9 protein-coding genes are annotated in these 13,814 nt (G+C 42.5%); 5 read left to right on the forward strand and 4 right to left on the reverse strand.

Annotated elements, in window-relative coordinates; translation table 11 throughout:
- Together metH and metF are read left to right on the forward strand one after the other, a co-directional pair.
- Positions 1-3,009, forward strand: a 3,009-nt coding sequence (metH, locus tag JWP71_RS08540; RefSeq protein WP_299498623.1) for a methionine synthase, incomplete at its 5' end; no start/stop codon positions are given.
- A 239-nt stretch (positions 3,010-3,248) separates the two neighbouring features.
- Positions 3,249-4,202 carry a methylenetetrahydrofolate reductase [NAD(P)H] gene (gene metF / locus JWP71_RS08545; RefSeq protein ID WP_299498625.1) on the forward strand — a complete coding sequence of 318 codons (954 nt, stop codon included), beginning with the start codon at positions 3,249-3,251 and terminating at the stop codon, positions 4,200-4,202.
- Between the two features lie 100 nt (positions 4,203-4,302).
- Here the strand turns inward: metF and JWP71_RS08550 are convergent, their stop codons facing one another.
- Positions 4,303-4,674, reverse strand: coding sequence for a hypothetical protein (locus tag JWP71_RS08550; RefSeq protein ID WP_299498627.1), 372 nt, complete (start codon positions 4,672-4,674; stop codon positions 4,303-4,305).
- Positions 4,675-4,815: 141 nt separating this feature from the next.
- Between JWP71_RS08550 and JWP71_RS08555 the strand changes: the two genes are divergently transcribed.
- The gene (locus JWP71_RS08555) at positions 4,816-6,210 is read left to right on the forward strand and encodes a gliding motility-associated C-terminal domain-containing protein (protein ID WP_299498629.1); all 1,395 of its coding nucleotides are present in this window, start codon (positions 4,816-4,818) and stop codon (positions 6,208-6,210) included.
- A gap of 43 nt (positions 6,211-6,253) precedes the next feature.
- The gene (locus tag JWP71_RS08560; RefSeq protein ID WP_299498631.1) at positions 6,254-7,897 is read left to right on the forward strand and encodes a M28 family metallopeptidase; all 1,644 of its coding nucleotides are present in this window, start codon (positions 6,254-6,256) and stop codon (positions 7,895-7,897) included.
- Positions 7,898-7,959: 62 nt separating this feature from the next.
- Here JWP71_RS08560 and thrC read toward each other — a convergent pair whose 3' ends face one another.
- The 3 genes from thrC to thrA form a co-directional block, all read right to left on the reverse strand.
- Positions 7,960-9,270 (reverse strand): threonine synthase, encoded by a 1,311-nt coding sequence (thrC, locus tag JWP71_RS08565; RefSeq protein ID WP_299498633.1) that lies wholly within the window; start codon positions 9,268-9,270, stop codon positions 7,960-7,962.
- 62 nt (positions 9,271-9,332) lie between these two features.
- Complete coding sequence (locus JWP71_RS08570; protein ID WP_299498639.1) at positions 9,333-10,274, reverse strand: homoserine kinase; 942 nt, start codon at positions 10,272-10,274, stop codon at positions 9,333-9,335.
- Between the two features lie 87 nt (positions 10,275-10,361).
- On the reverse strand, positions 10,362-12,812 hold the full coding sequence (gene thrA / locus JWP71_RS08575) for a bifunctional aspartate kinase/homoserine dehydrogenase I (RefSeq protein ID WP_299498635.1): 2,451 nt from the start codon (positions 12,810-12,812) through the stop codon (positions 10,362-10,364).
- Between the two features lie 304 nt (positions 12,813-13,116).
- On the opposite strand from thrA, the gene rsgA reads away from it, so the two are divergent.
- Positions 13,117-13,814: ribosome small subunit-dependent GTPase A (rsgA, locus tag JWP71_RS08580; protein WP_299498637.1), on the forward strand; the 698-nt coding region annotated here is incomplete at its 3' end.

Below are 13,814 nucleotides of genomic sequence, written 5' to 3' on the forward strand. Positions count from 1 at the left end.
TGGAACTCGGTGCGTCACGCCAATTTATTATCAGTAGGCTTAAACTGCGCTTTGGGTGCAAAAGAAATGCGCCCGCATTTGGAAGAACTTTCTCAAAAGGCAGATGTATTTATATCAGCCTATCCCAATGCCGGACTGCCTAATGAGTTTGGTCAGTATGACGAAACCGCGCACGAGACCGCCCACCAGGTTGATGATTTTATGAAAGCCGGGATGGTAAACATTGTAGGTGGTTGCTGCGGTACAACGCCCGATCACATTAAATGTATTGCCGATAAAGCGGCCAAACATTCACCACGCTTAATACCAACCGTTGAGCCTTTTATGCGCTTAAGCGGACTTGAAGCCGTTACCATCACTCCCGAAAGTATTTTTGTGAACGTGGGCGAACGTACCAATATTACCGGGTCGCCAAAATTCTCTAAGCTGATATTGGCAGAGAATTATGAGGAAGCTTTAACAGTTGCCCGTCAGCAGGTAGAAGGTGGTGCCCAGGTTATTGATATTAACATGGACGAGGGCATGATCGATTCGGAAGCGGTGATGGTTAAGTTTTTGAACCTTGTAGCTTCCGAGCCGGATATATCCAAATTGCCTATCATGATCGACTCATCTAAATGGACGGTTATTGAAGCAGGATTAAAATGTATACAAGGTAAGGGTATAGTAAACTCCATCTCGCTTAAAGAAGGCGAAGAAAAGTTTAAAGAAAGTGCCCGTAAAATATTAAGCTACGGCGCAGCAACGGTAGTGATGGCTTTTGATGAGACGGGCCAGGCCGATTCATTAGAGCGCCGTAAAGAAATTTGCCAGCGATCATACAATATTTTGGTTAATGAGGTGGGTTTCCCGCCACAGGATATCATATTCGATCCTAATATTTTAACCGTAGCAACCGGCCTTGAAGAACATAATAACTACGCGGTTGATTTTATTGAAGCCACCCGCTGGATAAAGCAAAATCTACCTTACGCTAAAGTTAGCGGAGGGGTGAGTAATATCTCGTTCTCGTTTAGAGGGAACAATGTAGTGCGCGAGGCTATGCACTCGGCATTTTTATACCATGCTATACAAGCAGGCATGGATATGGGCATTGTAAACGCCGGGATGCTTGAAGTTTACCAGGAAATTGATAAGGAATTATTGGTGCTGGTAGAAGATGTATTGCTGAATCGGCGTGATGATGCTACCGAGCGCCTGGTTGAATATGCCGATACCGTAAAAAGCAAAGGCAAAGAAATAGTACGCGACGAAGAATGGCGCAAAGCGCCCGTTGCAGAGCGTTTGTCGCACGCGCTGGTAAAAGGTATCATTGAATATTTAGATGATGATGTAGAGGAAGCCAGGCAGCAATACAGCAAACCGCTTGAAGTGATAGAGGGCCCGTTAATGGACGGGATGAATATTGTGGGCGATTTGTTTGGTGCAGGCAAGATGTTTTTACCACAAGTAGTAAAATCGGCACGTGTAATGAAAAAGGCCGTGGCCTATTTGCTGCCGTTTATCGAGCTGGAAAAACAACGGGTTATTGATGCGGGCGAAGATTCGAGCGGGAGCCGTGCCAATGCCGGCAAGATATTAATGGCCACCGTAAAAGGCGATGTGCATGATATCGGAAAAAATATAGTAGGCGTAGTTTTAGCCTGCAATAATTTCGAGGTGATAGATCTGGGCGTAATGGTGCCGGCGCAGCGGATAATTGAAGAGGCTATAAAGCAAGAAGTAGATATTATTGGTTTAAGCGGATTGATAACACCATCACTGGATGAAATGGTGCATTTTGCTAAAGAGATGGAGCGTCAAAACTTCACCATTCCGTTAATTATTGGCGGTGCAACAACATCACGTATACACGCTGCTGTAAAGGTTGCGCCAAATTATTCTGGTGCGGCAATACATGTTTTAGATGCATCGCGTAGCGTTACGGTTTGCAGTAGCCTGATGAATAGGGACAATCGCGACAGCTATATACAAGGCATAAAAGACGAGTATGAAAAAGCCCGCGAGGCACACGCGAATAAAAAATCTGATAAGCGTTTTGTAACGCTGGAAGAAGCGCGCGCTCAAAAATTCGAAATAGACCTGGCTAAAGTCGCTCCAAAACCGGCCTTTACCGGCACTAAGGTTTTTGAGGCATACCCATTAGCAGAGTTGGTGCCTTATATAGACTGGACACCGTTTTTCCATACCTGGGAATTACGCGGCAGTTATCCAAAAATATTTGATGATAAGTTTGTAGGGGTTGAAGCCAAAAAGCTTTATGACGATGCACAGGTATTGTTAAAAGAGATTGTTGATAATAACTTATTACAGGCAAACGGCGTTATCGGTTTTTGGCCGGCTAATGCGGTGGGCGACGATATAGAATTGTTTACAGATGAAAGCCGTACCCAACAATTATCGCGCATACATACCCTGCGCCAGCAATCAGAAAAAGTAAAAGGCGAACCTTATTATGCCTTATCAGATTTTGTGGCACCAAAAGAAAGCGGTGTGGCAGATTACTTTGGCGGATTTGCCGTAACAACAGGTATTGGTTGCGATGAACTGGTAGCCAAATTTGAAAAAGATTATGATGATTATAACAGCATCATGGCCAAGGCCCTTGCTGATAGATTAGCCGAAGCTTTTGCCGAAAAAATGCACGAGCTGGTGCGTAAAGAGTATTGGGGCTACTCGAGCGGGGAGGAACTAACTACAGAAGAACTGATCAAAGAAGAATATCAGGGTATTCGTCCGGCACCGGGTTATCCCGCTTGTCCGGAACATACCGAGAAGATCACTTTGTTTGATCTGTTGAAGGCTGAAGATAACGCGCACATGCATTTAACCGAAAGTTTAGCCATGACACCGGCTGCTTCTGTAAGCGGGTTTTATTTCGCGCACCCGCAATCACGGTACTTTGGGCTTAATAAAATAAGTAAAGATCAGATAGAGGATTATGCGGTTAGAAAAAATATGACAATAGAAACGGTAGAGCGTTGGTTGGGTCCGAACTTGAATTATTAACCCCCCGACCCCCTAAAGGGGGAGGAATAAAAAGCTAAATAATAAAGCGTCATTGCGAGGAACGAAGCAATCTCTACACATGCAAATCAATGTGCAGGATGTTTGTTATTAGCATTATACAATAAATGAAATTTGTCTGATTGACCGTCTGGTGCAGAGATTGCGAAGTGGCCGCGCAATGACGGTCGGTGAAAATACTTGATACTAGCTACTTGATACTAGCTACTTGATACTAATACATGAAAATTACAGAACATATTGAGAACGCCAAAAGCAAAACGCTCTTTTCCTTTGAATTACTTCCGCCAATAAAGGGCCAAAGCATTCAGGGTATTTACAATGCTATTGATCCGTTAATGGAATTTAAACCGCCGTTTATTGATGTTACCTCATCGCGCGAGGACCATGTTTATAAAGAGCATGCCAATGGCCTGTTAGAAAAAGTAAGCTACCGAAAACGCCCCGGAACAGTTGCCGTGTGCGCGGCTATTATGAATAAATATGGCGTAGATGCCGTACCGCATTTAATTTGTGGTGGCTTTACTAAGGAAGAAACCGAATATGCCTTAATTGATCTTCAGTTTTTAGGAATTGAGAACGTACTTGTATTGCGAGGTGATGCCCGCAGAACAGAATCGGCTTTTGTACCTACACCTGGCGGACATTGCTACGCGAATGAATTGCTTGACCAGGTAACGAACATGAACAGGGGCAAATATCTGCACGAAGAGCACGAGTCTGTAAAGGCTGATTTTTGTATCGGCGTAGCCGGATACCCAGAAAAGCATTTCGAATCGCCCAACCTTAAAACAGATTTTAAATACCTTAAACAAAAAGTTGATGGCGGTGCTGATTTCATAGTAACCCAGATGTTTTATGATAACAGCAAGTATATTGAATTTGTGAAAAATTGCCGTGATAATGGTATCAATGTGCCTATTATACCGGGATTGAAGCCGATAACTTCATCTAAACAACTCATCAATCTGCCCAAAATATTCCATATTGATATACCCGAGGACCTGAGCGATGCCGTGCATGCTTGTAAATCAGAAGCAGAGGTAAAAGAAGTAGGTATCCAATTTATGATAAACCAGTGCAAAGAGCTGATAAAAGCTGGCGCGCCCGTACTGCATTTTTATACCATGGGTAATCCTGGTCCGACGAAGAGGATTGCCGAAGCGATATTTTAGAAAATCTATAGGAGTCTGGTCTTTAAATACAGTAACCTAACATAATAGTGTCCCAACTGTCCCAGCTGTATTCACGTGTCCCTGGGACAGTTAAGTTTACTTATTTTTTATTGGTATGATCGTATATCTCGAACTTGGTAACTACCGAGTCTTTACTAAAGTAAAGTATAAGGTTCTTTTTGTGAATAGGTTGCTTGCGGATATAGTCAAAACTATTATCAATAATCTGGTAAGAGAGCAGGAGCGTATCCCGTTTCTGCGGAGTGCCCAACGAATCAATTACCTGGCGATAGGTTAAGCCCTTTAGTTTATGATTTTTTACCAGGTCATTAACTATACCATCACGCAAGGGGTAATCCAAACCATTGCCATAGCTCCATTGCTGCCTGTCAAATTTTTTGGTATTACAACCGGTAATAACAATAGAAAACAGCAGGCAAATCAAAGTTTGAAAAAATAGCTTTTTTATCATTTTGAATAATTAAGCACCAAAGCTAATAAATGCATAGGTTAAACATTATATTTATATTTTTATCAATTACCTACAATTAAAATACTTTTATAATTATTTGATCCTAAAGTAAGTAAGGCTGCTTTGCGGTACATATATACTATGAAAATATTAAGAGCAGCTATCGGTGTTTTTAAGGTATTGCTGCTTTTTTGTATGATATGTAACGCGGGTAGTGTTGTTGCACAAGGCTCAATTATTAGCGTTCCTACCATTCCCGGAAAATCCTTATGTGATCTGGATTTTCCATTGTTAGTAAATCCAACCAGTCCGGCTCCATTAATTTATACCAGTTCTAATGAGAGCGTTGCTACCATATCATCAACAGGCATTGTGCACATTGTGGGGATAGGTACCACCATAATAACTGTGCTTCAGCCAGGAAATCCAACTACAGGCTCGGCAACGTTAAATATAACGCAACCATCGCCTCCCCGTGTTACTATTGCGGTTGATCTCAGCAGCGTATGCTTGGGTGCGCCGGTTACTTTTACCGCAACGGTAAGTGATTTTGGTGTGCCCCCCACTTATCAATGGCAGGTAAACGGCGCTAATGTTGGCACTAGCTCGGCTACCTATGTCGCTTCGGGTATTACCGCTACAGATGCTGTGCAATGTATAGCCACTATAGGTAATTGTCATTTAACCGGGTTTTCAAAAAATATAACAGGTATAATAGCAAAACCATATGTTACCCCATCGATATCTATTACCCCATCAGTTACCGGCACCATTTGCCTGGGTAGTAACGTTACGTTTACCGCTACACCGGTAAATGGCAGTACAAGCCCTTTTTATCAATGGAAAATTAATGGTACAAATACCGGTACAAATGCGGCAATATTTAGCAGTAATAATTTAATAAACGGCGATGTGGTTACCTGTACGCTTGCCGTTAGCGGCCCGGGTTGTTTTGCCCCTGCAGTTGTAATATCAAATAGTATTAACATTAGTGCCGCTAGTGCGGCAGTAGGTACGGTTGGAATAACTGCTTCAACAAATAACGTAATCGCGGGCATGCCTATAACATTTACAGCCACCAGCACTTTACCTGCTACTCATTATCAATGGAAGGTAAATGGCGTAAATGTCGGTATGGATAGCCCCACATTTACCAGTCGCATCTTAAAAACGGGCGATGCGGTTACCTGTATTATTTTAATAAGCGCGTCATGCACAGCGGCGCTTATCAGCCAGCCGATAGTAATGACCATATTGCCGCCGCCGGCTATACATATTACCAATACTTTTACACCTAATAACGATGGGGTTAATGATGTTTGGGATGTGCCGGATCTGGCTTATTTTCCTGATTGCGTGGTGAATATTTATAACCGTTATGGTGCGTTGGTATTCCAGTCAAAGGGTTACAGTAAAGCCTGGGATGGCACCTATAAAGGACGGCAGTTGCCGGTAGCTACCTATTATTATATTATTAACCTTAATAGTGTTTACAATACTACAAGGTACAGCGGCGCCATTACAATAATAAGGTAGCGCTATTGGTAAAATCATTATATTCGTTTAAAATCAAAATCACATGGCTAGGTATATTCAACATTTACTATTGGCAGGCACTGCGTTAATTGCGGTTTCCTGTAATCAGCCTAAGGCTATCGACGAGCAGGACGGCTTGGCTGCTTTTAATAAAGATAGCCTGGTTAAACATATCGTAACCCTGTCTTCTGACGAATACCAGGGCCGCAGGCCATTTACTGCGGGCGAGGTAAAAACTATAGCTTATCTGCAAAAAACTTACAAGGGCCTGGGGCTTGAGCCGGGTAATGGTGATAGTTATTTACAGGAAGTGCCAATGGTAGAGATAAGCCCTAAATTTGTTTCTCCGCTTAAGGTGCAATCAGCAAAAGGTAGTTTTGAGCTGAAGAATATGGATGATTTTGTAATGTGGACAGAACGTACCGACACCGTACAAACACTAAATAATGATGATGTTGTATTCGCGGGTTTCGGCGTTGTCGCGCCTGAGTATAACTGGAACGATTACGCCGGCCTTGATGTAAAAGGTAAAGTAGTTATGGTTATGGTGAATGACCCCGGTTTTGAAACAGGTGATACCACCATGTTTAAAGGCAAAACCATGACCTACTACGGCCGCTGGACCTATAAATATGAAGAAGCCGCCCGTCAGGGGGCAAAGGCTTGTATCATTGTACATAATACGGCTGCCGCCTCATATCCTTTTCATGTAGTGCAAAACTCAAATGGAGGCGTTAAGCTGCATTTAGATAAAAGAGCCAACCATGCTTATCAACTGGCTATGCAAGGCTGGGTAACTCATCAAAGCGCCATTAAACTATTACAGGCTGCGGGTAAAGATACAAGCGTACTCCATACCGCTAATAAACATGGATTTAAAGGTTTTGATATGGGGATTAAGTTATCGGCAATTGTTAAAACTAAAGTTGTTTTTAATAAATCGCACAATGTTATTGCTAAAATAACCGGTACTAAAAGGCCGGATGAGTATATTATTTTTAGCGCTCATTGGGATCATTTAGGTGTAGGTAAACCTGATGCCAAAGGCGACTCCATCTATAATGGTGCACTGGATAACGCCAGTGGAACCGCGGCTATTTTGGAAATTGCGAGGGCGTTTAAAAGCCTGAAAACACCGCCCGAAAGAACCATAGTTTTCCTTTCGGTTACGGCAGAAGAGCAAGGTTTATTGGGTTCTGAATATTATGGAGAGAACCCGGTTTATCCGGCCAGTAAGACAGTGGCCAATATAAACATTGATATCATTAACCCTTTTGGCAAGACCAAAGATGTATCGATATCAGGAAACGGCCAATCAGAACTGGAAGATTATTTGGTTGCCGAATTAAAGAAAAGCAACCGCTATTTAGCACCCGAGGCTCACCCCGAGGCGGGCAGCTATTTCAGGTCAGATCATTTTAGTTTTGCTAAGGTAGGTGTGCCCTCTATTACGGTAGATGGTGGTATTGATGTGGTTGGTAAAGGGAAAGAATACGGTAAGAAACTTCAGGAAGATTACACAGCCAACCGCTACCACCAGCCCGCCGATCAGTATGATGCTACCTGGAGCTTTGAAGGCGGCATGGAAGATATAGAGATGATATTCCGGATAGGCAAGCGCCTGGCTTTTGAAAGCAGCTTCCCGCAGTGGAAAGCAGGATCGGAGTTTAAGAAGTTGAGGAAATAAAGCGTTACAGGGCTGACCTTTTTAGTCAGCCCCTCGCTGCTTGGATAAGAGACAATAGAGAATTAATTATTGCTCAACAAATAATCCTTAAACCCTTCAAAATCTTTTCCCAAAGCAACCGACTGTTTAGCCTTAGCCTGTAATTCTTTTACCTGTGCAGGTACTTCAATATGGTCAGCAATTTCTTTTGAAAAAACATCCGGGAACTTACATGGATGTGCAGTTGATAAAAATATTCCGGCAGTATCAGCCGCTTTATTATCCTGCTGATAGGTTTTCAAGGCCTTCCATGCAATAGCGGTATGCGGGCAAACCACGTAATTATAATCCTTATACACCTTATTAATGGCTTTAACTGTTTCTTCATCGTCAAAGCTGTAACCGGTAATCAGTTTTTTAAGCTGATCCATATCTTCTTTAAACAAATCGGCAATACGTACCCAATTGCTTGGGTTGCCTACATCCATCGCGTTGGATAATGTAGCCACTGAGGGTTTAGGCTGATAAACGCCGCTTTTTAAAAATTGTGGTACGGTATCATTTACATTAGTAGCCGCAATAAATTGCTCAACAGGTAAACCCATTTTCCAGGCTAATAAACCCGCGCCGATATTGCCAAAATTTCCGCTGGGTACAGAAAACACAACCTTGTTTATTCCCAGCTTAAGCAATTGCGCGTAAGCATTAAAATAATAAAAAGTTTGCGGTATTAGTCGGGCAATGTTTATAGAGTTGGCTGATGTTAAACGATATTTCTCATTCAGTTCATCATCAGTAAACGCTTGTTTAACCAATGCCTGGCAATCATCAAAAGTGCCGTCAATTTCAAGAGCGCGTATGTTTTGCCCGTTGGTGGTTAATTGCAGCTCCTGTATATCGCTAACCTTGCCTTTTGGATATAGTATAGTAACCCTTGTATTCGGTACGCCTAAAAAACCTAAAGCTACCGCGCCACCTGTGTCGCCAGATGTAGCTACCAGTACATCTAATTGCTTTTCGCCTTTTTCTAAAAAATAGCTCATTACCCGGCTCATAAACCGGGCGCCAAAATCTTTAAACGCTAGTGATGGTCCGTGGAAAAGCTCCAGCACATAAACCTCCTTTTCCAGCTTAACTATTGGCGCATAAAAATTAATGGCATCATTAATTATCGCTTTCAGATCATCAGCCGGAATATCATCACCCAATAAATTTTGCGCTACATGGAAAGCAATCTCGGGCAGGGTATAGCTATCAAGGTTATTAATAAATTTATCATCCAAACGCGGAATAGTTACCGGCATATACAAGCCTTTATCCTGTGGCATGCTGTTAAATACTGCGTCTTTAAAGCTTACGCGGCTTGAGGTATTGTTGGTACTGTAGAATTTCATTTTTATTCGGATATCGGATGTTCGATTTCGTATTTTTTTAATTTTTAATTTTGACTTTTAACTTAACCTATCACCCTCGGCCCTGCATCATTAATTGGCGATACATAACCATTAGAGCCTATTTTTATGTTTGTTAAATGCTGTTGTAGTTTTTGGGTGATAGCATGCGCCGTAGCCTCATCGCGTGTAAACGCGAAAACAGAAGGGCCAGAGCCTGAAATGCCAAAACTTACTGCGCCTAGCTCCATTGCCATTTCACGCATCTTATAAAAATCGGGTATCAGCATGGAGCGTACGGGTTCAACCAATACATCCTGCATACTGCGGCCTATCAGGTCAATATCGCCCATAAATAAACCGCTTACTAACCCGGCAATATTACCCCATTGGGTAACCGCGTCTTTCATGTTAATTTTTGTGCGGATGATCTGCCTTGCCTCGCGGGTAGGTACATCTACGTCAGGAAATATAATAGCACAATACAATCCTTTTGGATGCGGCAAACGCACCACATCAAGCGGCTCATAACTGCGTATCAGCACAAAGCCGCCAAATAAAGCCGGGGCAACGTTGTCTGCATGGCCATGACCGCAGGCCATTTCCTCGCCTTTCATGGCAAAGGGTAATAGTTTTATCGGGTCACAATCGTCACCCAGCAAAGTTTTTGCGGCAAACAAACCCGCTACTGTACTTGCCGAGCTTGAACCCAATCCGCTGCCTATCGGCATTTTTTTATGCAGCTCAATATCTAAACCTAAGTCGGTACGATCAATGCTTTCCAAATAATGTTTAACACTTATACTCACCGTGTTTTTAGCCGGGTCGAGTGGTAACCTGCCATCATCGCCGGTAATTTTGCTTATGGTGATACCCGGTTTATCAGTAACACGCATAATTACTTCATCGCCGGGCTCATTAACCGCGAATCCCAGCACATCAAACCCACATACCACGTTGGCAACTGTTGCCGGGGCAAAAACCTGGATGCTGTCGCCTACCACCATCCGCCCTCCTAAGAGGGGGGCTTTTTTAGTAACTATTTTATTTTCTTGTATGTTATTTTCCATATTGTTCTTCAAAAACTTGGGAAGTTAGGCCCCCACATTAATCAAATCTGCAAACACACCTGCGGCGGTAACTTCGGCCCCGGCCCCGGGGCCCTTAACAACCAGCGGGCGTTCTTTATACCTGTCGGTAGTAAACGAAATTATATTATCACTGCCCGATAACATATAAAAAGGATGATTTTCATCAACCATTTCTAAGGTGATGGATGCCTTGCCATTTTCAAGCTTACCTATATATCTTAAAACTTTACCTTCGGCTTCCGCGCGATTTTTAATATCGGCAAAATAAGCGTCTTCGGCTTTTAGTGTTTCATAAAAATCTTCTACACTTTTAGCATCCAAACTCGCTTGCGGTAACATGCTTTGTATAGATACATCTGTTGTTTCTAAGGCATACCCGGCATCGCGGGCCAATATCAGCATTTTACGCATAAAATCGGTGCCGCGCAGATCGTCGCGCGGGTCCGGCTCGGTATAGCCTTTTTCCTGTGCCAGCTTTACAGTATCATGAAAGTTAGCATCGCCTTTAAAGTTATTGAACAGGAAGGAAATAGTCCCTGAAAGAATTGCCTCTATCTTCTGCACCCGGTCCCCACTATTCATCAGGTCCTTTAATGTACGGATGATAGGCAGTCCGGCTCCAACATTAGTTTCATAAAAAAAGTCTACGCCATGCTCCCGGGCAGTATCCCTAAAGGTTTTATATTGATTGTACGAAGCCGAGTTGCCAATTTTATTACAGGTTACAATTGAGATGGTCGATTTAAAAACCTCTTCATAAAACTCAATTGGCTTGGGGCTTGCTGTATTATCAATAAATACGCAATTGGGCAAATTCATGCTTTTCATTTTTGCGATGAAAGCGGGCAAGTCGGCTTTTTCGTGGGATTGCTCAAGCGTTTCTTCCCAATTATCTAACGAAATACCATCAGTATTAAAAATCATTTTACGGGTATTACTTATCCCTGCAATTTTAACCTGTATGCCGTTATTATCCTGTAAAAATTGGGTATGACCATTTAACTGTTTAAATAAGGTTTTGCCAATGTTACCTGTTCCCAAACAAAAAGCGTGCAGTGTTTTAGTTAGTTGAACAAAGAATGCGTCGTGCACCGCGTTTAAGGCTTTTGCCAGATCATGGGATGAAATAATTACCGATATATTATACTCTGACGAGCCTTGTGCAATAGCCCGCACATTAACACCGTTACGGCCCAACGAATGAAATAGCTTACCGGATACACCCGGAGTTTCTTTCATATTCTCGCCAACCACAGCCAGTATAGCCAGGTTTTTTTCTATCTGTACATCTTCCAGCTTTTTGGCCAGCAGTTCCAGTTCAAATTCCTGCGCGATTACCTGGCGCGCCCGTTCAGTATCTCCGGGAGATACTGCAAAGGTTATACTATGCTCTGATGATGATTGGGTAATTAATATCACGTTGATCTGCTCGCGGGCCAATAACGAAAATAACCTGCCGCTAAATCCGGATTTACCCACCATGCCGCTGCCCTCAACATTTAATATGCTGATGTTATTAATAGACGATATGCCTTTGATAGCCAAATTTGATGGCTTGCAGTCGTGCTGTATAATAGTGCCTTCAAACTCAGGCTCGAAAGTGTTCTTGATAATAATGGGTATCTTCTTTAAAAATGCCGGTATCATGGTTGGCGGATAAATAACCTTCGCGCCGAAGTAGGATAGTTCCATTGCTTCGGTATAAGTTAGCTCGGTTAATGAAAACGCTTTTTTAACCATCCGCGGATCGGCGGTCATCATGCCGTTAACATCGGTCCATATCTGTATCTCAGATGCGTTAAGCGCCGCGCCAAAAATAGCCGCGGTATAATCACTGCCGCCACGGCCAAGCGTAGTTATCTGCCCCTCGTTATTGCCGGCAATAAAGCCGGTAACAAATAGTATTTTGCCTTTATTTTCCTGGTGTAACCCACGAATTAATTGTTCTGTTAATTCTGTATTTACTTTAGCCTGTCCAAACGAGCTATCAGTTTTTATAACCGTTGATGCATCAACAAAAACAGCGGGAAAATATTGGGCTGCAATTTTGCTTATCATTAAGGTAGAGCAACGCTCGCCATAACTCAGTACCAGATCGCGTGTTTTAGGGGTTAATTCGCGCAACGTTAAAATGCCCTGCAATAACTCTTCCAGTTGGTTAAAGTTGATCTTTAACTGTGTTAAAGCCGGATTTTGTTTTTGAATTTGGAGCAAGTTTTTAACAATATCAAAATGGCGCTTTTCCAGCTCGGCCAGCGGGGCCGTAAAATCATTGCCTATAGCTGCTTCTTCGGCCATTGATATAAGCAGATTGGTTACGCCACTCATGGCAGACAGCACTACTACCGGCTGCTCATTAGCCGCTAATTTGATCTCATCTTTTAAGATGTTTAGTAAGGTTTGGATACTTTGAACTGAACCTACGGATGTTCCGCCAAATTTTAAAATTTTCATTTATTAGATTATTTAAACAAAAAGCGCCTTCCTCTGTGTGGAGGAAGGCGCTCATGTGGTTTTTCTTTTTATGTTTTATACCATACGATTATCTTCCTCCGTAGCTTTTGCCGGTGGTTGTAGTCGATGTTGGTGTTGTGAATTTAGTTGTCATATAATGACTGTAAAGTAAGTAGATATTTTTTTAATAAGCAAGATTTATTTTACTTTTCATTGTTTTTAATCTAAAAAGCAGCGTTTTTTTAAATCAAGCTATGGCAAATTAATAAGCTATGTAATTTAATTACTTTTGGAGCTTAATTATATGCAGGGACTAATAACAAAATCAACCGGAAGCTGGTACCAGGTGCAAACGCCTGATGGGAAGAGATATGATTGCCGTATTAAGGGCAAGTTCCGCATAAAGGGTATTACAACCACTAATCCTTTAGCCGTGGGCGATGTGGTTGATTTTGACCTGGAGCCCGAGCAGCAAACCGGCGTTATTACCAACCTGCATCAGCGTAAAAACTATATTATCCGTAAATCTATCAATCTGTCAAAACAGGGGCAAATTATCGCCGCCAATCTTGACCAGGCTTTGCTGGTAGTTACTTTGGCATCGCCGCGGACCTCTTTAGGGTTTATTGACCGGTTTTTGGTTACTGCCGAGGCTTATGATATCCCCGCCAAATTGGTTTACAACAAGCTTGATCTGTTTAGCAATGAAGGATTAGAAATATTGGCCGATTATAAAGCTGTTTATGAAAAAATAGGCTACCCTTGTTACTCGGTTTCCGCATTAGATGGAACTAATATTAGCCAGGTACAGGATCTGTTAAAAGATAAAGTAACCTTGTTTTCGGGCCACTCGGGGGTTGGTAAATCAAGTTTGATCAACGCCCTGTTGCCTGACCTGGAGCTGCGCACAAGTGAGGTATCTGAATGGAGCGACAAAGGCACGCATACCACCACTTTTGCCGAAATGTTTGAGCTGCCGCAAGGCGGATTTATAATTGATAC

It is taken from the genome of Mucilaginibacter sp. (assembly GCF_028287845.1).
Lineage (GTDB): Bacteria > Bacteroidota > Bacteroidia > Sphingobacteriales > Sphingobacteriaceae > Mucilaginibacter.